This window comes from Pantoea sp. Ap-967 (genome assembly GCF_011752565.1).
GTDB lineage: Bacteria > Pseudomonadota > Gammaproteobacteria > Pseudomonadales > Pseudomonadaceae > Aquipseudomonas.
On sequence record NZ_VWXK01000001.1, the window covers coordinates 101727 to 124486 of the forward strand.

At 54.8% G+C, this 22760-nt stretch carries 20 protein-coding genes; 12 read left to right on the forward strand and 8 right to left on the reverse strand.

Annotated features, from left to right (window positions below; all coding sequences use genetic code 11):
- Window position 1 precedes the first annotated feature (1 nt).
- Window positions 2-1618 (reverse strand): class I adenylate-forming enzyme family protein, encoded by a 1617-nt coding sequence (locus F3J45_RS00515; protein ID WP_167055548.1) that lies wholly within the window; start codon window positions 1616-1618, stop codon window positions 2-4.
- 492 nt (window positions 1619-2110) lie between these two features.
- On the opposite strand from F3J45_RS00515, the gene F3J45_RS00520 reads away from it, so the two are divergent.
- The 10 genes from F3J45_RS00520 to F3J45_RS00565 all read left to right on the forward strand — a co-directional run bounded on the left by F3J45_RS00520 (window position 2111) and on the right by F3J45_RS00565 (window position 13215).
- Window positions 2111-3193, forward strand: coding sequence for an extracellular solute-binding protein (locus F3J45_RS00520; RefSeq protein ID WP_167055550.1), 1083 nt, complete (start codon window positions 2111-2113; stop codon window positions 3191-3193).
- Between the two features lie 45 nt (window positions 3194-3238).
- On the forward strand, window positions 3239-4123 hold the full coding sequence (locus F3J45_RS00525; protein ID WP_167055552.1) for an ABC transporter permease subunit: 885 nt from the start codon (window positions 3239-3241) through the stop codon (window positions 4121-4123).
- Window positions 4124-4146: 23 nt separating this feature from the next.
- Window positions 4147-4941, forward strand: coding sequence for an ABC transporter permease (locus F3J45_RS00530; protein WP_370526188.1), 795 nt, complete (start codon window positions 4147-4149; stop codon window positions 4939-4941).
- Window positions 4942-5072: 131 nt separating this feature from the next.
- Window positions 5073-5798, forward strand: a complete 726-nt coding sequence (locus F3J45_RS00535) for a TorF family putative porin (protein ID WP_167055554.1) — start codon at window positions 5073-5075, stop codon at window positions 5796-5798.
- Between the two features lie 52 nt (window positions 5799-5850).
- Window positions 5851-6366, forward strand: a complete 516-nt coding sequence (locus tag F3J45_RS00540) for a MaoC family dehydratase (RefSeq protein ID WP_167055556.1) — start codon at window positions 5851-5853, stop codon at window positions 6364-6366.
- 2 nt (window positions 6367-6368) lie between these two features.
- Window positions 6369-7655 carry an FAD-binding oxidoreductase gene (locus tag F3J45_RS00545; RefSeq protein ID WP_167055558.1) on the forward strand — a complete coding sequence of 429 codons (1287 nt, stop codon included), beginning with the start codon at window positions 6369-6371 and terminating at the stop codon, window positions 7653-7655.
- 21 nt (window positions 7656-7676) lie between these two features.
- Window positions 7677-9833 (forward strand): methyl-accepting chemotaxis protein, encoded by a 2157-nt coding sequence (locus tag F3J45_RS00550; RefSeq protein ID WP_167055559.1) that lies wholly within the window; start codon window positions 7677-7679, stop codon window positions 9831-9833.
- A gap of 30 nt (window positions 9834-9863) precedes the next feature.
- Window positions 9864-11222 carry a glutamine synthetase family protein gene (locus F3J45_RS00555; protein WP_167055562.1) on the forward strand — a complete coding sequence of 453 codons (1359 nt, stop codon included), beginning with the start codon at window positions 9864-9866 and terminating at the stop codon, window positions 11220-11222.
- A 96-nt stretch (window positions 11223-11318) separates the two neighbouring features.
- On the forward strand, window positions 11319-12773 hold the full coding sequence (locus F3J45_RS00560; protein ID WP_167055565.1) for an amidase: 1455 nt from the start codon (window positions 11319-11321) through the stop codon (window positions 12771-12773).
- Window positions 12774-12789: 16 nt separating this feature from the next.
- Entirely contained in the window at window positions 12790-13215 is a 426-nt protein-coding gene (locus tag F3J45_RS00565) for an N-acetyltransferase (protein ID WP_167055567.1), read from the forward strand.
- A gap of 106 nt (window positions 13216-13321) precedes the next feature.
- Here the strand turns inward: F3J45_RS00565 and F3J45_RS00570 are convergent, their stop codons facing one another.
- The 3 genes from F3J45_RS00570 to F3J45_RS00580 form a co-directional block, all read right to left on the reverse strand.
- Window positions 13322-13933, reverse strand: coding sequence for a TetR/AcrR family transcriptional regulator (locus F3J45_RS00570; RefSeq protein ID WP_167055570.1), 612 nt, complete (start codon window positions 13931-13933; stop codon window positions 13322-13324).
- 165 nt (window positions 13934-14098) lie between these two features.
- Window positions 14099-14821: a TorF family putative porin gene (locus F3J45_RS00575; RefSeq protein WP_167055573.1), complete on the reverse strand. Its 723-nt coding sequence runs from the start codon at window positions 14819-14821 to the stop codon at window positions 14099-14101.
- A gap of 63 nt (window positions 14822-14884) precedes the next feature.
- A complete protein-coding gene (locus F3J45_RS00580) occupies window positions 14885-15151 on the reverse strand; it encodes a hypothetical protein (RefSeq protein ID WP_167055576.1) in 267 nt (88 codons plus the stop codon).
- Here F3J45_RS00580 and F3J45_RS00585 point away from each other — a divergent pair.
- Window positions 15144-17036 carry a CocE/NonD family hydrolase gene (locus F3J45_RS00585; protein ID WP_167055593.1) on the forward strand — a complete coding sequence of 631 codons (1893 nt, stop codon included), beginning with the start codon at window positions 15144-15146 and terminating at the stop codon, window positions 17034-17036. The genes F3J45_RS00580 and F3J45_RS00585 overlap by 8 nt on opposite strands.
- Window positions 17037-17195: 159 nt before the next feature.
- Here the strand turns inward: F3J45_RS00585 and F3J45_RS00590 are convergent, their stop codons facing one another.
- Both F3J45_RS00590 and F3J45_RS00595 read right to left on the reverse strand, forming a co-directional pair.
- Entirely contained in the window at window positions 17196-18644 is a 1449-nt protein-coding gene (locus tag F3J45_RS00590; protein ID WP_167055596.1) for an aldehyde dehydrogenase, read from the reverse strand.
- Between the two features lie 75 nt (window positions 18645-18719).
- Window positions 18720-19550: a p-hydroxycinnamoyl CoA hydratase/lyase gene (locus F3J45_RS00595; RefSeq protein ID WP_167055598.1), complete on the reverse strand. Its 831-nt coding sequence runs from the start codon at window positions 19548-19550 to the stop codon at window positions 18720-18722.
- Between the two features lie 184 nt (window positions 19551-19734).
- Here F3J45_RS00595 and F3J45_RS00600 point away from each other — a divergent pair, with 184 nt between their 5' ends.
- On the forward strand, window positions 19735-20205 hold the full coding sequence (locus tag F3J45_RS00600) for a MarR family winged helix-turn-helix transcriptional regulator (RefSeq protein WP_167055601.1): 471 nt from the start codon (window positions 19735-19737) through the stop codon (window positions 20203-20205).
- A 130-nt stretch (window positions 20206-20335) separates the two neighbouring features.
- Here the strand turns inward: F3J45_RS00600 and F3J45_RS00605 are convergent, their stop codons facing one another.
- Entirely contained in the window at window positions 20336-21979 is a 1644-nt protein-coding gene (locus F3J45_RS00605) for an acetolactate synthase large subunit (RefSeq protein ID WP_167055604.1), read from the reverse strand.
- A 47-nt stretch (window positions 21980-22026) separates the two neighbouring features.
- Window positions 22027-22755, reverse strand: a complete 729-nt coding sequence (locus F3J45_RS00610) for a transporter substrate-binding domain-containing protein (protein WP_167055607.1) — start codon at window positions 22753-22755, stop codon at window positions 22027-22029.
- Window positions 22756-22760 lie beyond the last annotated feature (5 nt).

Below are 22760 nucleotides of genomic sequence, written 5' to 3' on the forward strand. Positions count from 1 at the left end.
ATCAGCGCCAGATTTTATCAACGAAGTCGTAGCTGTTGATGCGCAGGTCGTCTACCCCCTTCACCAGAAGATGCTTTGCCACCTTGTTCGAAGGTGTATAGATAAATTCTTCTACATACTGGATGTATCGCGGAATCTTGAATTTTGCCAATAGACCGGCGCAGTGAGCATGAATGTCAGAAAGCCCAACGCTCTCCTGGGTAAACCCGCGTGCCAGTTTGACGTACGCTTTGACTTCCTGGTCGCGGTCAGTATCAGGAACTGCAACCACCGCAGCCTCTTCAATGCCAGCCAGGTCCATCAAGACTTGCTCAACTTCAAGCGCAGCAATGTTCTCGCCACTACGCTTTATCATGTCCTTGATTCTACCAACGATATGGAAATATCCCTTTTCATCCTGGCAGAACAGATCACCCGTCCTGAACCACCCATCCACCAGCAACTCGGCATTGATTTCAGGACGGTTGTAGTACCCACTGAAAATACCGTCACCGGTGATCCAAAGCTCACCCACCTGCCCCGGCTGGACGTCGTTTCCCTGCCCATCGACAATCCGCGCACGGCGGAAAGGCCCTGGTACACCGCAAGAACCTATGGCCTCGGGATCATCGCAATCCAGGGGCACACAGATGCCCAAAGCGATTTCTGTCATCCCGTAGAACTCTCTGACGGGAGCCTGGTAGCGTCGCTGAATGGCAGCCTGCATATCTGTGCTTAAGTGGTAACCCATGAAAAGCTGGACCTGATTCTTGCTGTCCTGCTCCGTCTCGGGAAGTTTGAGCAACGGATCCGGGAACCACACGAGACTGCTTTCACGGGATTCCAGCCAGCCCAGGAACTTACGCACGCTCATACCGTTCGAGAAATCAACCCGCGCCCCCGAATACAGCCCTGTCATCAACATCCATTGTGGGTCGATGTAGTACCAGGGGTGATCCGAAAGCACGCTCTGCAAATTTGGCAGCATCAGCGCAGGAATCGCCCCGGCCAGAACCCAGAAGCGATGGTCCTGCATCACGCCCTTGGGCAAGCCGGTGGTTCCAGAGGTGTACTGAATATTCATCAGCTGCCCCCCCTCGATACTATTAACTGGCGTGAACCCACTATCACCCGCGCTCAGCAGACTGCTGTAAGCCTGGAAGCCCGCTTGCTCCTCGCCAACCAGCACCAACTTGCCAGGGTCGACACCTGCCTCCGCTTCCAGTGCGGTGGCGAGATAGGTGTCCTCGACCACCAGAAACTCGATATTCGCGTCCTGAAAGATGAATTTCAGCTCGCGGGCCGTAGACCCCGTGACCACTGGCACGGCGACCGCCCCCAGAATTCCGAGGGCAAGCCAGGCAACTGGGTATTCGATCCGATTGGATATCAATAACGCTACATGAGTGCCCTGTTTAACGCCTAATCGGTGCAAAGCGCTGGCCAGTTTGTGGGACGTATCACGCAGCGCAGTGAAGCTTAAAGACTCACCTCGCTCGAAGAAGTCGATAGCCGGCGCATCACCAAAACGCTGCGCAGCTCTATCCAGAACAGCCGGGATCGAGGCCGGGAAAACGGTTTGCTCAATTGCGGCGAACGACGGGTGAGGATTGAGGCGAGCGTGCACTAGGTTAGTCATGAAAAATCTCGTTGTTGTAAGAGTTTTGGAGGCATGAGCGCATTCCTTCTACTGAGCCGGATTCATACCGGTCTCCGCGCAGCGCTGTTACCCGAAGGTGAAGCCCTTCAGGGAAACGGATCTCAGTCTAGGTGCGAAAAAAAGATTCAGTCAACAGTAGTGTTGATAACAGAACGATCATCAGCGAAAAACCGGGGAGAGAGAGCCATGCACGAGAGCAGACAAAAACCTCTAAAACCATTGATTTAGACGGTTTTAAGCTAGATACAGTCATCGCAAAACACTGAACAAGCAGGCTCAAAGCAAAATTCAACAATTGTGTTGACATTTTTTTCTGGTCTGAGAAACTCAAGGCGTGTCACAACTCCACCCGCATTACCGATGCTGAGCGGGCACAGCAGCAACAGCGCAAGCCAGAGACTGCAATGGGGAGTGGTGAACCAATTTCAGCCTGCCATCCAAAACAAAAATATCGGAGGCAACACAATGTTCATGAAAACCATGCTGGCAGCGGCTCTGAGCTGTGGATTGATGGCCATGGCCGCCCAAGCCAGCGAAGTGAATGTCAATCACTGGTCTGATTTCCTGGCCGCCGGCACCGTCCAAGATTTTGAAACCCAGTCGAAAATCAAAGTCAATTTCTCGGTAGCTGACTCTCTGGACACCTTGCAAACCAAGCTAATCGTCGGGGGCACCGGGTACGACGTAGTGTCGCCCAGCCACACTATTGGCGAGCGCTTGGTCAATTCAAATCTGCTGTACAAACTGGACAAATCCAAATTACCGAATTTGCGAAACCTGGATGAGTCCATGATGGCCAAGCTCGCCACCGTAGACCCCGGAAACGATCATCTGGTCCCCTTCGCAATCGTGGCCACACTCTTGGCATTCAACGAGACCAAAGTCAGGGAACTGCTGGGTGAAAAGGCGGAACTGGACTCACTGGCCTTACTGTTCGACCCCGCCAACGCCGAAAAGCTGAAGTCCTGCAAGATCAACCTCTTTGACACGCCAGCGCCCGTATTTTCGATGGCATTGACATACTTAGGGTTGAACCCTGGTAGCGAGAATCCGAAAGACTATCAAGCTGCATTCAACGCGTTGAAGAAAATTCGACCGTACGTAGCCCAATTCAACGAAAGCACTTATTTGAATGACCTGGCGGGGGGCGACATTTGCATCACTACCGCTTGGAGCAGCGATGCATTGATCGCGCGAGATCGAGCGAAAGAAGCAAAACGCCCATACACCATTGGCTACTCCATCCCCAAGGAAGGAACAGCCACTGATTTTGCCGTACTGGCCATCCCCAAGGATGCTCCGCACCCAGACGCTGCCATGGCGTGGATAAACTTTCTGCTTGACCCAACTGTTAGCGCCAGAAACACGAATGAGCTGCGCATAGCGACAATAAATGAAGCTGCTCGACCTCAAGTGAACGCGGAAACGTTGGCCGAACCGGTTGTCAGCCTGCAGACGCCAAACGCCAATGTCTTCTACCTCTCGAAGACGCCTTCCGCAAAGATCATGCGCCTGCAGAACCAACTGTGGAGTCAGCTGAAGTTAGGAAACTGACCGCCTCGGCCGAACGTTTCAACCGACTCTTGTGAGAAAACTCGTATGACTCCTAATTCCCGGTCTGGAAAACTAGTTGTTGCCGCACCTTATGCGTTTTTCCTATTTTTCCTTTTCGTGCCTTTCCTTTTGGTTTGTACGATCAGTTTCACGGCTTCCGAGTTTGCGGTGCCTCCATACTCGCCCATCGTATCCTGGAGTGATCGTGAATTAACCTTAAGTATCAACCTGGCCAACTATCTGACCATCGCACTGGATGGGCTTTACCTCAATACTTTTCTCTCATCATTAAAATTTTCTGCCATCAACACCCTACTGTGCCTGCTAGCGGGTTATCCCATGGCATACTGCATCGCTCGCGCTGATCATACAATTCGTAGTTACCTGCTGATTATGGTGATGCTGCCGATGTGGCTGTCATTTCTGGTACGCGTCTACGCATGGATGGCCATGCTGAAAAATGATGGCTTTATCAATCAATTTTTACTGTGGCTCGGGGTAATTGACTCACCCATTCAAATGTACAGAACAAACTTCTCAGTTTACTTAGTCATGGTGATCACCTACCTGCCATTGATGATCGTGCCACTTTATAACTGTATCAGCAAAATTGACCACTCACTGATCGAAGCAGCTCAGGACCTCGGCGCGAAGCCATTGACCGTACTGCGGCGCATCACCCTTCCACTGTCCAAGAACGGCATCATAGCCGGCAGTTTATTGGTATTCATTCCTTCGATGGGCGAATACGTGATTCCTCAACTGATGGGCGGTTCTGACACGTTGATGCTTGGCAGAGTGATCTGGCAGGAATTCTTCAGCAACCTGGACTGGCCGATGACCAGCGCAATCACGTGCATGATGGTGCTGATGCTGTTGGTACCTCTTGCCATATTCAACAAGAAGTCATTCAAGGAGGGCGCGCTGTGAAAGGACGGTATCGCTTGGCCAGCGTGACAATTTTAACCGTCGGCTTTGTGGCGATGTACATACCCATCGCGCTGATGTTCGCATTTTCTTTTAATGAATCGAAATTGGTAACCTTGTGGTCTGGCTTTTCCTTCCACTGGTACACGGAAGTAGTGAAAGACGGAGAAATAATCTCCGCATTAATTTATAGCTTGAAACTCGCCTTCATCACCGCCTGCTGCTCTACCGCTGTCGGCGTCTGGGTGGGATTCGTCCTGGCCCGTTATGAGTTCCGCGGACGTAGCCTCCTTGGGGTAATGGTAAATGCACCGATCGTGATGCCTGAAGTCATCATGGGGCTTGCGTTACTATTGTTGTTCGTCACCATGAAACAGTTTTTTGGTATTTTCGGTGATCGTGGCGCGCTGACCGTATTGATAGGTCACATCATCCTCGCTGTGGCATACGTCGGCATCCTTGTCCAGGCGCGTCTCAGGGAAATGGATCTGTCGCTGGAAGAAGCAGCCCTCGATCTCGGCGCAAGGCCGCTGAAGATTTTTTTCGTCATCACATTGCCCTTGATCTCAGCTTCGCTGATTTCAGGCTGGCTACTGTCGTTCACGCTGTCGATGGACAACCTGATCATCACTTCGTTTCTTACCGGGCCGGACTCAGTCACGTTGCCGATGGTCATTTTTTCTCGAGCCAGACAAGGGCTGAGCCCGGAAATCAACGCGCTCGCCACGCTTCTGCTGGCCTGCATAACAATCATTGTGGTGATCGCCAATTCACTAATAATGCGAAACGAGCGCAGGAAGCTGGTTAGCTCTTTCAGTTAAAAATATCCGCGCAGTTGAGCTGAAGACTTCCAAACCACAGCAGTGGCAACGTGCCCGGCTGCGCAAGTTTCAAACAATGCATTAAAAAACAAACACAATACTAAATGCGCTATCCGTACGCGGAGCACTCAATGACTTACTACATTCGCCACTTATTCTGTGTTGCTGCAGCTTTGTCCTCGGTAGCTGTGCAGGCCATTGAGTTGAACTCGAATTTCAACTTGGACTTGACACCGACCTTAGTCAGTGACTACAGGAGCATGGGGGTTTCTCAAACGCAGGGCAATCCCGCCTTGCAACTCAGCGGGGTGCTCACCCACTCCAGCGGTTTGTTCCTGGGCTTATGGGCGTCAAATGTCGATTTCGGGACCAAAGCCAGGCTTGAAGAGGGCTACTATGCGGGCTATTCCCATGCGTTCACTGAAGCCATCAATATCTCGGCATCGATTGGTCGCTACGAGTACCCCGGCGAAGCGAGCCTGGACACCAATGAAATTTATGCAGAAGCGAACATCCATCAGCTGAAGATCGGGTACATCTATGACTACGGGGTAGCGAATCATGTGCCCGATTTGTCCTCACGCTTTATTGGCTACACATTCAACCTGCCCTATGATACCAACCTCTACATCAAATATGGCCATACCGATTACGGATTTGACATGTATAGCGGCAACGGCAGCACTCGCCAAACTTACTCAGACTGGGAAGTAAAGCTGTCGAAAGCGTTCTACGGTGTCACGTTCAGTGCTGACTTTATCGACACCGACATGTCCAAACATGAGTGCATGTCAGTAATGGCTGTCGATGATGTCTGCTCTGCCACGCTGGTCATAGCCGCGACCAAAACCTTCTAAGTGACACAGACTACACCGGCAGCATTATTTCACTTACTCGAAGAGGTGGCAGATGCCACACCATCAAATAGTTGCACGCGGAATCCCGCTCGAATGCTTGAGCACTTCGCCAATCCTGAGCATCGCAGATCTTGAAAGCAATATTGGCGTTGAGCTCTCCTGCCCTTCGTTCCTAATCGACCCTGATGAAGCTGCACGTTTTTCACGCTCGACCTATCTCGACCAGGCCTACCCCGAGAGTGAGTTTGACTCACCGTACAAAGACGGCCTAATAGAAGGATTCTATCTGATCTCACTGATGGATGCGCTGAAGAAATGCACCTTCAGAGATGCCTCTGACTATTACGGCTTGAATTATGGATCGAATCGGTTGCGTTTCATTGAGCCTATCTATCTGAATGACCTCCTTACCTTTACCTGCAGCGTGACATCCATCCAAAGCAAGGCCCAGGGCTTTCTGGTGGAGCTACGTTGCCAACTAAAGAAGCACGGCACAGATAGGCCTGCCGTCGACTACTCCATGATTTATTTTCTGCTGCCTGCAGGCACAGAACTTGAGGAAGACTGATTATGCAAGCCCAGCACACTGCCTCCTACTACGCTGAAAGTACTACCGTTGATGAATACCCTCGATTGGTCGATGCGATCGAATGCGATGTGTGCGTAATTGGCGGCGGATTTACCGGTGTTAATACATCGATTGAACTTGCACAGCGTGGTGTATCCGTGGCGCTTGTCGAAGGTGGGCGCATTGGCTGGGGCGCGACTGGGCGCAACGGTGGGCAGCTTATCCGTGGCGTCGGTCATGATTTGACCCAGTTCAAGTCGCGGATAGGCCAAGAAGGTATTGACCGGCTGGAAGCACTCGGCGTCGACGCCGTCAATATCGTCCGCGATCGAATCAAGGAACACGATATCAAATGTGACCTGACGTGGGGATACTGCGATCTCGCCAACAATGCATCGCATACCCAGGCATTCATCGCACGGCAAAAGCATTACGTGGACTCTGGCTATGAACATGCCTCGTATGTGGTCGGAGGCGACGACATACACTCAGTGGTGGGGTCGAATTCATACGTTTCAGCATTCGTGGATATGGGGTCAGGCCACCTCCATCCTTTGAAGCTGATCGCTGCCGAAGCCAGAGTCGCGCGGGCGGCAGGCGTAGCCATCTTCGAGCAATCCCCTGCTGAATTCATCGAGTACCATCGCGATTATGTGCTGATCAGGACGGCCTTGGGATCGATCAAAGCCAGCCGCATCGTGATCGCCTGTAACGCCCACATCAACGGCCTGGAGCCTACTCTCTCTGCACGCGTCTTGCCGGCCGGCAGCTACATTATTGCGACCGAGCCCTTGAGCCCTTCTATACAGCGAGAGTTGCTTCCGCAAAATTTTGCTGCCTCAGACAATCAGGTCGGACTCAACTATTTCCGCCTAAGCCGTGATGGTCGACTTTTATTTGGGGGCGCTTGCCATTATTCAGGTCGCGACCCTAAAGACATTGGCGCCTACATGCTCCCTAAAATGCTCAACGTTTTCCCCCAGTTGGCAGGTGTGAAACTTTCGCACCAGTGGGGTGGAATGATCGGCATCGGCGCGAACCGATTCCCTCAAGTGGGAAGGCTTACGCACAGACCCCAAGTTTATTATGGCCAGGCTTACTCAGGCCATGGACTGAACGCCACGCACTTGGCGGCGAAGCTCATTGCCGAGGCGATCACGCGTGAGTCAGCTGATTTCGAACTATTCAATGGCATACCACATATGGCTTTTCCAGGCGGGCGATACCTTCGCTCGCCGCTGCTTGCGCTGGGGATGATGTGGTTGCGCATCAAAGAATTGACTCAATAAAAAATAACAATGGACACCCGAATGACGCTGCCTCGACTGAACATCAAATGGCGTATCACCCTGCTCGCGGGACTGTGCATCCTGGTTGTAGCAGCGTCGCTTCTGGGCACCTCAGCTATTCAAGCAGTCAGCGCCGACCGCGCCATGAGCGCCTCAAGCAAAACCTTCTTGGAACACAGCGCTGATCTTCGACTTGAGGCGTTAGTCACGCAGCAGGCCCAGACCATTGAACGGTACTTCACATCTACCTATGAATACGGCGCACTGATAGCAATGCAGGTTGTGACAGCCAAGGCACAACTTAACGACAGGCACTATTCAAACACCAATATCAGGCAGGATTTGGTCAAACAGATTACTGCCAGCCTTTCTACCCGTCCTGAGTTGCTGAGCACCTATGTAGTGCTTGACGCCAATGCATTTGATGACGCGGACGCTGCTTTTGCAGGCTCGCCATCAAAGGGCAGCAATGAAGTTGGCCGTCTATCGTTTTACATAAGCCAATCTTCATCCAACCACATCGACTACCAGGCCATCGACGAAAGCGAACTGGCCAATACCACTCCTGGACCTGCAGGTAGCCCCTACAATCAGTGGATTACCTGTCCCAAGCAGACTGCCCGCGCCTGCATTCTGGAGCCGTTCCCCTACACCGACCCAGCAACCGGTAAGCAGAGCCTGATCTCCAGCATGTCACTGCCAATCATCGATCAAGGCAAGGTGATTGGCGCTGTGGGTGTCGACATTCGCTTGAGCGACCTCCAGTTGCTCGCCGAAGGTGCTCATCGTGAGCTCTATGAAGGCGCTGGCCACGCCACCATCCTCAGTAGCCAGGGACTGATTGCAGGCAGCAGCGCAAACGCTGAACAACTGACTCAACACATACGCTCCATCGATGCGTCCAAGGGGGACCTTCTGTTGGAGTGGAGCAAGCAAGGCGCCACATCGATTCATCATTACCGGAATAAGAGAATCATCGTTCACCCGTTCCGCCCTCTTCCCTCCTCTGACTACTGGAGCGTCATCCTCGAGATTCCGGACACCGCCCTGCTCGCTCCAGTGCGGGAATTACAGTCGCAAGTTTCATTGCACCGGCAATCAGCCCTGAGGACTGCACTCGCCATTGGAACCTTGGTGGCGTTGTCGGGCTTGGTCTTCATCTTGATCACGGCAACCGGGGTAACGCGTCAAATCCTGCGTGTAGCTGCACTTCTTGGGGATATCTGTCGCGGCGACGGCGACCTCACCCGACGTGTCGAATATGGGCGTGAGGACGAACTGGGCACACTGTGCAAAGAGTTCAATGCCTTCCTCGACAAACTCCAACCCACCGTTGCGCAAATCAGTCGCACGGCCAGCGCCACATTGGAAACTGCAGACCGGGCCGCAGACGTTGCGCGCAAGACAGATCAGGAACTCAAACGGCAGTTCGCCGAAATCGACTTGCTGGCCACCGCGTCAACCGAGATGAGCGCCAACGCCTGTGCTGTCGCCCAGTCGGCGGCAAATGCCGCCGGCGCCGCTAACGAGGTGCAGCAAGCAACGGAATCAAGCCTCGGTGCGGTTCATGATCTCGTAGATGCAATGGAAGAAATTGCCCAAAAAATGAGCGCCTCCATGAGCGACGTAGATCAGTTGGCAGACCGCAGTGACCAGATAGGCTCAGTACTGACGGTGATTCGCTCGATCGCTGAACAAACCAACTTGCTTGCCCTGAATGCAGCTATCGAAGCGGCACGAGCCGGCGATGCTGGACGAGGGTTCGCGGTAGTGGCCGACGAGGTGAGAAATCTTGCCAAACGGACGCAACAGTCAGTTGACACGATCCGGCAAGTCATCGAAGAGCTCCAGCATGGCACCCGCATGGTCATTACCACGATGCGCCAGGGCCATGAGTTCACTCAACTCAAAGCTGGCAAAGTCGGTTCAGCAATTGCCGCCCTGACCGGAATGTCCAACTCGGTCAATACCATCTCCCACATGAATACACAGATCGCTTGCGCCGCTGAACAGCAAAGTTCAGTCGCGGAAGAAATGTCACGAAACATAGCCGCAGTTCGCGACCTGAGCAACGTCATTTCCCTGCAGGCCACAGACTCTTCCGGAGTCAGCTTGGACCTGAACAAATTGGCGATGTCACAGCGAACTTTGACTAGCCAGTTCAAGGTCCAGCCTTGAGCCAAATACCCCCGAAAATGAGATGCCTATATGAGCAGTGGAATTGAGAAAGTTTCCGCCTGGTTGAAAGAACAACGGGTTACTGAGGTAGAATGTATCGTAAGCGACCTTTCCGGCATCGCTCGCGGAAAAATCTCACCAACCGACAAGTTTATTGACGAAAAGGGCATGCGCTTACCCGAAAGCGTGCTGCTGCAAACCGTAACAGGTGATTACGTAGCAGATAACATCTTCTATGAGCTTCTCGATCCCGCCGATATCGACATGATCTGCCGGCCAGACGAAAACGCCATTTTTTTGGTACCTTGGGCTATAGAACGCACTGCACAGATCATCCATGATACTTATGATAAACAAGGCAAGCCCATCGAGCTGTCGCCACGGAATCTTCTAAAGAAAGTCCTGCAAATGTACGCGGATCGCGGCTGGAAACCGGTAGTCGCCCCTGAAATGGAGTTTTACCTGACCACGCGCTCCAACGACCCTGACCTGCCATTGAAGCCGCCAGTTGGTCGCTCAGGTCGTGCAGAAACCGGTCCGCAGGCGTTTTCCATCGAAGCAGCAAATGAGTTCGATCCATTGTTTGAAGACGTCTACGACTGGTGCGAGCTGCAGGGTCTGGATCTCGACACACTCATTCATGAGGATGGAACCGCGCAGATGGAAATCAACTTCCGTCACGGCGACCCACTCAACCTGGCGGATCAGATCACGGTCTTCAAGCGCACGATGCGAGAGGCCGCGCTGAAACACAATGTGGCTGCCACCTTCATGGCCAAGCCAATGACGGGGGAGCCCGGCAGTGCAATGCATATCCATCAGAGCGTAGTGGATGCGCACAGTGGGAAATCCGTTTTCTCACAGGACGATGGCACAATGAGCGAACTCTTCCTGCACCACATTGGCGGCTTGCAGCGTTTCATTCCGGAGATGCTGCCGCTGTTTGCCCCCAGCGTAAACTCGTTCCGTCGTTTCTTGCCCGACACTTCTGCGCCTGTCAATGTCGAATGGGGAGAGGATAACCGCACGGTTGGCCTGCGGGTGCCTGAGTCGACCCCGCAGAATCGACGTATCGAAAACCGTTTGCCTGGTGCTGACGCCAACCCTTACATCGCGCTGGCCGCGAGCTTGCTGTGCGGCTACATAGGGATGGTAGAGGAAATCAAACCGAGCGCCCCCGTTCAGGGCCGAGGCTACAACCGGCGCAACCTGCGCCTGCCGCTTACGATCGAGGATGCGCTCGAGCGGATGAGCAACAGCGAGCATGCGAAAAAATATCTAGGTGAGAAATTTGTGCAGGCTTACATTGAAGTCAAGAGAGCCGAGCACGAAAACTTTAAACGCGTCATTAGCTCTTGGGAGCGGGAGTTTCTGTCGCTGACGGTTTGAGAACGGGCCAGGCCTGCCTCCAGCGCTTGGAGGCGGCCAGCCAGACCAGCCTTGCATCAATGTAGCGCTCACACGCCAGTGCGAAAGGAAACAAGAATGAATAACGCGACGCATGACGACGACTTGTGCTTTACCTCAGCGGTTGAGCTGGCTCAAGCAATACGAAAAAGAGATCTCTCTCCCGTAGAATTACTTGACGCCGTCCTGGCTCGAATGAAGCGCCTGGACCCTAAGATCAATTGCCTTGTTACGATTGCCGAGGAGCAGGCAAGGCATCAAGCCAAACACGCAGAACAGGTGTTGATGGACACCCCAGTGGATGAACTCCCTGTACTGCATGGCATTCCTGTCACGGTGAAAGACCTTGAGGATACTGCAGGCGTACGCACCACCTATGGCTCGCGCAATCACGCCGAGAACGTGCCAACCGTTGATTCTCCAATATGGGCCAGAATGAAAGCCGCTGGGGCGATTCTCGTGGCGAAAACCACTACCCCGGAATTTGGCTGCCATGGCATAACGGAAAGTTTGCTGACCGGCATCACCAATAACCCGTGGGATGTATCCCGCACCACCGGCGGTTCAAGTGGGGGCGCGGCAGCCGCGGTAGCTTCAGGCTTTTGCCCCTTGGCTACCGGCAGTGATGGCGGAGGTTCCATCCGCGTACCCTCTTCTTTCTGCGGGGTCGTGGGCCTGAAACCCTCTGTTGGCCGCATTGCATACAATACCTATGAAAACGCCTATGAATCGGTAGTGGTAGTTGGCCCGATTACTCGCACTGTACGGGACAACGCGCTAATGCTGGATGTTACCGCTGGAGAATATCCTTACGATGCGATTGCATTACCGAAGCCCGACATCAACTATCTAGACGTGGTTCGCCATGCATCAGTGAAAGGATTAAGGATTGCCTATTGTCCGAACCTGGATAATGGCCCTGCCGACCCCGAAGTGATTTCCGTTGTCGAGCGCGCTGCAGCTAAATTCGAGCGCGACTTAGGCGCCACCGTGGAAGTCGTGAAGCTGGATCTACCTGACCCAGTCGACTATTTCAAAGCGTGGTGGGGGCCCGAATTTTACAGTATCTATGAAGACAATTTCTTGTCCTTCGGCAAGCCTGAAAACATTCCGGCGCACCTGCCCATTATTGCTGAGTGGGGAGCAAAACTTGACTTGGCGATGTATACAAAGGTCCGCACAGAAGTCAGATCACGTATACACACGACATTCGCAGAAATTTTCGAGAAGTACGATCTGCTGATTTGGCCTACTACGCCAGTGGTGGCTTTTCCCCATCCTGGCGTTGCGGGGGGCATGACACATGTCAATGGCATACCAGTTCGTGAACCGTTGCTCGATAATCAGCGTTTCACTGAGGCCGTCAGCCACGCTGGCTACCCTGCCATCTCGGTTCCTGCCGGTTTTACGAACCTAGGTCTCCCGGTGGGGCTTCAGATCGCTGCACGCCACGGCCGTGATGACTCCGTCCTCGCAGCTGCGGCTGCATTCGAGCAGGCAGCCCCTTGGGCGGCTATCCGTCCTTGTTTGTGATGAGAAAGGTCTGCGCATGCCCTCTCGCATAGAAATGAAAGTTTCACCCAGTGTCGAAGAGCGCGCCAGCGTTCTTCGAACGCTGATGGCGTACAATGACTCCCGGACGGGTGACTCAGCGTCTGAAACACTGGCCCTGCTCGTCAGAGATAGTGTTACTGACGCAATTATCGGAGGCCTTCATGGAGAGTTTTTTTATAAATGGTTATTCATCGAATTGTTAGCCCTTGCTCCTGAAATCAGAAAGGGCGGCATCGGATCGAAGCTGCTTGAGATGGCAGAACAAGCAGCGCGCGACAGAGGATGCACTGGCATCTGGTTAGATACCTTCGACTTCCAAGCGCCAAGGTTCTACCAGCGACACGGCTTTACAGAATTCGGTGTAATCGAGGATTTCCCTGAAGGCCATAAGCGCCACTTCTACCAAAAAAGGCTTCGTTGAGCGGTTATCAACCAGCAGCGGTCGTAGCTGGGCGGATAACCGCTACACCGCTGACTAACACGACGTGTCTGTAATGGATGGCTGACTTGGCGTGAGCAGGCTCGATTTAGAGCGTCTTTTCTGCCTGTTGCAAACTCATTTCGGGTAACGCAATGAGGCGTAATACCGAATTGACGACCAAGACCTGGCGTTCTGGCGGCCATTCAGACGGTGTCTCGACCGCAGACAAGCAAATACCGCTGATCATCACTCTCAATAGCTCGGTATACTGCTCCAGCATGCTCTCTGGGATGAGAGGCCGTAAGTGCTGGCGAATGAAAGAACGCATATGTTGGTCGAAACGATTAGTCATGGAACGGATGGCTGGAATGTCGTCCGAGTTCTCTACCAGACGGATCCGAACCTTCTCTTCATTGATGCCCAGCGTCGAGTTTGGAATAGCCCAATCCAAGAAGCAATGCAGACGAGCCACGGGATCTTCGATATCCCTTGTCAATTCGTCCATTTGACACTGATAGTTTTCAATCATCTGCTCAGCCAGATCATCGATCAGTGCTGATTTAGACGAATAATAGTGGGTCACCAAGGTAACGGTACCGCCAAGCTCTTTTGCAACCGCGCTGATCGACAGACCTTTTAGCCCCTCTCTGGCAATTACCTGGATCGTGGCGAATGCAATATCGCGCCGGCGCTGATCATGATCTACGAATCTCGGCAATCTATTACCCTCTGGGTATCCGTCAATGAGGCGTCAATAGTAAAACCGAATCTTATACTACACCCTGCTCCTCTATTCAAGCTTCATCACCAAGCACACCTTAATTATAAATGCGCCAGCTGCAGACCAGTGAGGCCAAGCCCCCGAGGGCTTGGCCTCAGATGCTCAGAAATGCTTCTTCACTCCAACGGTCACCGTGGAGGAACACACATTGTCGGTTGCATACAAGTATTCACACTCTCCTTTGGAGAGGTCTGAGCCGGTAAAGTCCACACTAAACTCCAGCCCTGCCAAATTCCTGGTAAATTTTGCATCATAATAGTTATACCGTTGACGACTATGCCCCGCATGAGTATAAAAATCTGAATTTAAATCCATCACACCATACGTGGTAACCAGTTGAACTTCCCACGGCAAAGAAAAGTTGTAACCAACATTGAAGCCCATCAAGTTGGGAACATGATTATCAATCTCATAATCGTAGATATAGCCGATCGTCCACTTTTTAATATTCGCCCACGCATAAAACTCCGTTGCGTCCCACGCGGAGTCGTGCCGGTACTCATACCGCCCCAAGTAGGCTGAAAGACTCACATCCTCAGAAAACGCGTGGCTGTAACCCGCAAAATAGAAATCTTCGCGGTAAACGTCAAAATATTTGCCGTAATCGGCACGCTGCATCGACCCGCCGATAAAAAGACCAGAACTATGGCTGAGCACAGCCTCAACCTGGTATGAGGGGTTATTACGGGACTGTGACACGCCATTCGATCGATAGTCACTGACTACGCCAAGGCCTAGATCAAGTCGTACATTCTCACTCAGTTCTACTGCATTCGCGCTCACCGAGCATGCCGCAGCCGACAGCATTGCCACACGAAAAATCATAAGCACTCCAGAGAGGATTGGTTTTTTGTTAGTTTTATGATAGTCAATGACTATCAATTACACCTAAATCCATTGATTGAAGCTATTTATGCGCTGGTTTTTCGGAGCGCCTTGTGGGCCAGATCGACCGAACCAGTCTTTTTGTTGTGCACGTTGTACAACGCATGTTATACAAACTGCAACAGGAAACTGATAGGGCTGCATAAAGCGACCCTGCTGCTGAATCGCCTTTGAAACGGCGTGCTGGACAAGGTGTTGGAGGGCCGCAAGCGCCACACCTTCATCGATATCAACAAATAAGAAATGAGGTGAGGTCTTGGCGATGATCAAAAATCTACTAGTCGTAGCGGTGGGCATTGCGCTGTGTCAGGGGGTACGTGCAGAGGAAGTACGGGTGGACCCCGACACGGGGATACCGGTCCCAATGGCATTTGTCTTCCCGGACGCTCAACCCTTCGATCCGTTTTGGGCCAAACGTGAAACTGGGTACGTCGTGACCCGAAACGGCAACAGGCTGCGATACAGTGTCCTGTTGCCCAAGGTTGAGCCAGGCACCAAAGTGCCGGTGATCCTCAGCATGAACGGGTACGATGCGGGCTCAATAGGGGGGCTTGCTTACCGTAAGTACAAGACAGCAATGTCCGTTGAATTGGACAAACAACTGCTCGCTGCTGGTTACGCAGTGATGGGTGTGAACGCTGCAGGGACTGCGTGCTCAGGCGGCAAGTTTGAGATGCTAAAGCCTTCTCTCGGGCAGGACGGAGCAGATGTGGTAGATTTCGCCGGCCAGCAAAGCTGGTCAAGCGGTAACGTTGGCATGGTTAACTGGTCTTACGGCGGTAGTTCGCAGGTCGCCACCGCTGCCAACCAGCCAAAGCATCTGAGGGCGATCGCTCCTGGGAATATTATCGGTGATTTGCGTTCTGACGTCATGGCGCCGGGTGGTGTGCCACAACCTGGTTTCGCAAACGTCTGGCGTCCTCTGCTTCGCATGTACTGGGGGTTTGCAGAAGAAAGTGCAAAGGACGAACAGGATGCAGAGTGTTTGAATCAGATCGCAAGCAATCGCACTTACGAGGACAATAACTCCGTCGTGCTTCAGGCTTTCGCTCACCCTTCTCGGGACAAGGTATCCGACCTCGATAATGCGTCCAGAGGTGCCAAGAACATCAATGTCCCGGTTTTGTCGTTCGAAACGTTCCAAGACCAGGCGACCTCTGTTCGCGGTGATCACTACCAACGCTATGTAGATCCCAAACTTCTCTGGCTCGTGCAGTCAAATGGTGCTCATGACATCTACCTGTCCAAGGCGTACCACAAGATCGTATTGAGCTTCTTTGATCGTTTCGTCAAGGGTACCTCGAACGGATTCGAACAAAATCAACCTCGTACTCTGGTTTGGATGGACTCCTACAGTACCGGCAAAGAACTCTTCAACCGAGACGCGGAAACCGTTCCGGGTTGGCTGATTAAAAAAGATCGAATTGAGGCCGGCGATATCAAGGCGAGAGAATTCCACCTCGGCGCAGATGGCTCACTCAATGATAAAGCGACCTCAGGAAGCCCGAGTGGCTTCGACTATCCGGGTGAAGGCCCCTCGGTAGGCGATCTGGAGGGCGGCACGGTGTGGGGTGCCCTGCCAGAAGACTGGAAAAACAAAAGTTTGGCATTCACCTCGGCCCCACTTGAACGCGACATGATGGTATATGGGCCGGGCAGCGCAGATCTTTGGATGGTAGCCAATGCTGGTGATGCGGATGTACAGGTCACGGTTACTGAGGTTCGACCCGATGGGCAAGAGATGTATGTACAGCGTGGGTGGCTCCGCTTGTCGCAACGGGCGCTGGACCAGAAACAGTCTACCCCGCTGCTGCCTGTACGCACTGACCAGGCAGAGGACATCAAGCCGACGAACCCTGGTGAGGCCGTATTGGGCCGGGTGGAGATTGGCAAAATGGCGCATATGTTCAGCAAAGGTTCCAAGCTGCGGATCTGGATTGACACGCCTTCCGATACCGGCGGCTTTAAGTTCAACGCTTTCGGGGTGAAACAGAAACTTTATGTTTTGCATAATCAAAAATACGATTCCGTCGTACGGCTTGGAGAACTCTCAGGCGTCACTAAGCCACCATCCCTCTCCACCTGTGGTGAAGTATTAAGCCAACCTTGCCGAATGGACCCGTTGGGACCGAACGGGTCCGTTGCTAAACAGTAGTAATAAAAAAGCCCCTGCTAAATGTCAGGGGCTTTTTAATCAAGAATTGGCACCTTTCCAACCTAAACAATGACCCAGGCGAACACCACGACATTGCCGCTGCGTATCCCGATCAGATGCTCGCTAGACGCCACTCTTAGCTGATCGGTCCAGCCCCGGCTACACCGGATAATGCCGCGGGCCATGCTGTAGGGTGACCCAACGTAACTGGGTGAACTGGTCGATAGCGGTGCGGCTGCCGAAGCTGCCGTAGCCGCTGGACTTGACACCGCCGAAGGGCATCTGCGCCTCGTCGTGCACGGTCGGGCCGTTGATATGGCAGATGCCCGACTCCACCCGTTGCGCCAGGGCCAGGGCGCGGCTGGTGTCACGGCTGAAGATGGCCGAGGACAGGCCGAACTCCGAGTCATTGGCCAGCGCCAGCAGGGCCTCGTCGCCTTCGGCGCGCAGCACCACCGCCACCGGCCCAAACGACTCCTCGCGATACAGCCGCATGCTGGCATCGACGTTGTCGAGCAAGGTCGGTTGCAGGATGCTGCCGTCCAGCTGGCCGCCGCACACCAGGCGTGCGCCCTTGGCCACGGCGTCGTCGATCAGCGCCTTGATGCGCTCGCCGGCTCCGGCGCTGACCAGCGAACCGAGCACCGAAGTGCTGGCCTGCGGATCGCCGGCACGTAGCCCGGCGACCTTCACCGCCAGCTTCTCGACGAAGGCATCGGCGATACGGCTGTCCACCACCAGGCGTTCGGTGGACATGCAGATCTGGCCCTGGTTGAAATAAGCGCCGAAGGCCGCGGCCTCGACCGTGGCGTCAAGGTCGGCATCGTCGAGCACCAGCAGCGGCGCCTTGCCGCCCAGTTCGAGCAGGGCCGGCTTGAGGTGGCGGGCAGCCAGCTCGCCGACGATGCGCCCGACGTGGGTAGAGCCGGTGAAGTTGACGCGGCGCACCGCTGGGTTGGCGATCAAGCGCTCGACGATGGCCGGGGCATCTTCCGCGGCATTGCTGATGACGTTGACCACGCCGTCGCCAATGCCTGCGTCGTGCAGTATCTGGCCGATCAACCGGTGCACCGCCGGGCTCAGTTCCGAGGCCTTGAGCACCACGGTGTTGCCGCAGGCTAGTGGCATGGCGATGGCGCGGGTGGCGAGGATCACCGGCGCGTTCCAGGGCGCGATGCCCAGCACTACGCCACAGGGCGCGCGCAGTGCCATGGCGAAGCTGCCGGGTACGTCCGAGGGAATCACCTCGCCGGTGATTTGGGTGGTCATGGCTGCGGCTTCGCGCAGCATGTCGGCGGCAAGCTTCACGTTGAAGCCGTACCAGTTGGCCATAGCCCCGGTTTCACCGACAGCGGCGATGAACTCGCCGGCCCGCACCTGCAACAGGTCGGCGCCGGCGAGCAGGCGGCTGCGCCGCTCACCTGGCGCCAGCGCGGCCCAGGCCGGGAATGCCGCCTGCGCTGCGGCCACCGCCGCATCGGCATCCGCCAGGGTGGCAGCCGCCACCTGCGAAACCACTTCGTTGGTGACCGGGTTACGGCGTTCGAAGGTTCGTCCATCGCTGGCGGGGCGTGACTGCCCGCCAATCAGCAAAGGCACCTGCAACATGCTCATTCCTCTTGTTGTCGTTATAGAGAAGAACCTAGAGGCACTGGCCGACCTGGCCAGCGCCCGGCGCCGGGCTCAGCGCTTGTAGGTTTGCAGACCAGGCTTGATGCTCTTGTCGTCGAGGAACTGCTTCATGCCCTGCTCGCGGCCGCCCGATGTGTCCAGCAAGCGCGACTGGTCGAGCTTGGCGTAGAGGTAGTCCTCGTTCTGCTCCCAGGTCAGCTCGCGACAACGCTTGAAGCCGTTTTTCGCGGCGCGCAGCACCACCGGGTTCTTTTCCAGCAAGTTCAGCGCCAGCGCGCGGGTGGTTTCACGCAGTTCGGCCAGGGGCACACTCTCGTTCACCAAGCCCATTTCGGCGGCCTTGCGGCCATCGAAAGTCTTGCCAGTCATGATGTAGTACAACGACTGGCGATGACCAACGGTATCGGCCATAGCCTTGCTGACCAGATTGCCCGGCGGGATGCCCCAGTTGATTTCTGACAGGCCGAAGGTGGCCTCGTTCGCGCAGATGGCCAAGTCGCAGGCCACCAATGGGCTGAAGCCACCACCGAAGCACCAGCCGTTGACCATGGCAATGGTCGGCTTCGCGTACATGCGCAGCAGTTTCCATTGCCATTGGCAGGCTTCGCGACGGATTTTTTCCTGGAGAATCTCCGGCCCGGCGTCCACCTCGCGGAAGTACTCTTTCAGGTCCATACCAGCTGTCCACGACTCACCGGCGCCGGTCAGTACCAATACACCGGCTTCAGCATCCTGCTCGAGGATTTCCAGCACGTCGACCATTTCCCGATTCAGCGTGGGGCTCATGGCGTTTCGTTTTTCCGGACGATTGAGGGTAACCCAGGCAATGCCCTGCTCCAGCTCAACATTCACGGTGGTCCAGCAGCCTTCGTATTTACTCATGGTTGCGCTCTCTTGCGTTCGAGGTGACCACCTCAAGCTAATCCAGCACAATGATTATGTCAATTAACCATTAATAATATTATCTTTTCCTGCAGGCCGCATTTTACTTGGCTCCCCTAGCCTAAATTGGCTCAGACAGGCAAACTAGATAACCTTCTTACCCTCCCCTGGAGCACGTTCCCTGATGGCGAAGCCCGCCCAAACCGTCGACGCCACGTCAATCCCGATACCTGCTGGGGAAGGCGTTCTTGAGGACTTGATTGGCTATGCGCTCCGCCGTGCTCAGCTAAAACTGTTCCAAAACCTGATCGCTCGTCTGTCCTCCTACGATCTACGCCCGGCGCAGTTCTCGGCGCTGGCAATCATTGACCAGAACCCTGGGCTCATGCAGGCAGATTTGGCCCGTGCCCTGGCGATCGAGCCTCCGCAGGTGGTGCCTTTGCTCAACAAGCTGGAAGAGCGCACCTTGGCAGTCCGTGTGCGAAGCAAGCCTGACAAGCGTTCGTATGGGATTTACCTGAGTAAGCCAGGTGAGGCATTGCTAAAGGAACTGAAAAAGATCGCTTGTGAGAGTGATCGCGAGGCGACTGCGCAACTGAATGAAGAAGAACGGGAGTTACTACTCAAGCTATTGACGAAAATTTACAAGGAATGAGCTATCCCGGCGTGTGGGATAATCTGTGGTAAACGCAAAGATGTGAATAGAGCCAGGCAGAACGCATGCTTGGGAGCCAACTGGCGACTAACCAGCTGACTCGATTATCAACTTGCAGCCAAGCAATGCCTCAAATTGCGAGTGCTCGCTCACGCAATTCGCTATTCAGGATACGGTCGTTCTCGCTGTAGTCGACCGGACAGTCGATCACATGCACGCCTGGGTTGGAAACGCAGTGGTCCAGTAGCGGCAGCAACGCATCGGCGCTTTCCACGCGGTAACCATTGGCACCGTAAGCTTCAGCGTATTTGACGAAGTCCGGGTTACCATAGTCCAGGCCGAAGTCGGTGAAGCCCATGTTGGCCTGCTTCCAGCGGATCATGCCGTAGCCGTCGTCACGCAGGATCACCACGGTGATATGCATGCCGAGGCGTACCGCGGTTTCCAGTTCCTGGCTGTTCATCATGAAGCCGCCGTCGCCACACACCGAAATCACTGGGCGATCCGGGTGCACCAGGTGCGCCGCCATTGCCGATGGCAGGCCGGCGCCCATGGTCGCCAAGGCGTTGTCCAGCAGTACGGTGTTCGGCTTGTGCGCCTTGTAGTTACGGGCGAACCAGATCTTGTAGATGCCGTTGTCCAGGGCAACGATGCCTTCGGACGGCAGCACCCGGCGGATATCCGCCACTAGCCGCTGTGGATAGACCGGGAAGCGGTTGTCGTCGGCGCCTTCGGCGATTTGCGCTTCGTTCGCTTCACGGATGGCCATCAGACGGGTGAAGTCCCAGTGGCTGGTATCGGTCAGCGCTTCGCTGATCTGCCACACGGCGTTGGCGATGTCACCGATCACTTCCACCTGCGGGAAGTACACGGCGTCGACTTCGGCGGAGCGGAAGCTGATGTGGATGACTTCGGTGCCGCCACGGACCATGAAGAACGGTGGCTTCTCGATCACGTCGTGGCCGATGTTGATGATCAGGTCGGCCGCTTCGATGGCGCGGTGGACGAAATCACCGGAGGACAGCGCAGCGTTACCCAGGAAGCGCGGGTGACGCTCGTCGACCACACCTTTACCCATCTGGGTGGTGATGAACGGGATGCCGGTCTTGTCGATCAGTTGCTCGAGGACCTTGGCGGTCATCTTGCGGTTGGCACCAGCACCGATCACCAGGATCGGATTGCGAGCCGCTTGGAGCTTCTCGACCGCGGCCTCGATGGCCTTGTGCTCGGCCAGTGGGCGCCGGTGCAGGCTGCGTGGCACCGGCAGAGCATCAGTCTGCTCGGCGGCGATGTCTTCCGGCAGCTCCAGGTGCACGGCGCCCGGCTTTTCTTCTTCAGCCAGGCGGAACGCTTCGCGCATGCGCGCCGGGATGTTGTCGGCCGAGGCGAACTGGTGGGTGTACTTGGTGATGGGGTCCATCGTGCCGCACACGTCGATGATCTGGAAGCGGCCCTGCTTGGACTTCTTGATCGGCTTCTGGCCGGTGATCATCATCATCGGCATGCCGCCCAGATACGCATAGGCGCTGGCAGTTACCAGGTTGGTCGCGCCAGGGCCCAGGGTCGACAGGCTGACGCCGGTCTTGCCGGTCAGGCGGCCATAGGTGGCGGCCATGAAGCCCGCGGACTGCTCGTGGCGGGTCAGAACCAGCTTGATCTTCGACTTGCGCAGGGATTCCAGCAGGTCGAGGTTTTCCTCACCAGGAATGCCGAACACATACTCGACACCTTCGTTTTCCAGGCATTGCACAACGACATCAGCGGCCTTAGCCATCTTGCTTGTAACCTCAATTGATTTATCCGGGGTGAATCGAGAAATCTTCAGCGCCGTGCACTGACATCGGTTTGTCCGGAGGCCAGCAACGCACCGCGAACAAAACCTTCAAAAAGACGCCTTTCAACGAACTCCCACACGTACCCAGCGCCTGCTTCTTTGCTACGCGGTACCGCCATTGCTTGGCGGATGGAAGTGAATGCGTCAGAAAGCACGCGATAACGCGGATTTCGGGCTGCGATTTGTTCAAGAGGCTGGCGCACGCCTGCAGCTGCGTCCAACTGCTGCTCAATGAATAGATCAACAGCTGCAGCGGACGTGTCTGCACGTTCAAGCGTCGCATGCTGGAGCGTGCGACTCAGATAGAGGTCATAGGCGGCCCCCTTTCCCACACCAAGGCGTGCGCCGGGGCGATCCAATTGCTCCACGCCTTGGAACGGCGAGTTTTTTTCAACCAAATACGTACCCTCAATCAGCACATATGGATCACTGAACAAAATCTGCGCCTCGCGGACCGGTTCAATGGCCAGGAAGGCGACAGTCCAATGATCGGGCTCTTCAAGGGCCGCAAAGACTTTGCCCGCTGCGTCGAAGGTACGCATCTCCAGCTTGACGCCCAGTTCGTGAGCGAGGGATTTAGCAAGAGCCACAGACACGCCTCGCGCTTCACCATCCTCACCGCGTTGGGCCAAGACAGGGTTACCGTAGTTGATCGCAGCTCGCAGAATGCCATCAGGCGCGAGGTCGGCGAGTACTTGCTGGATGGTGAAGTTCATCGTTT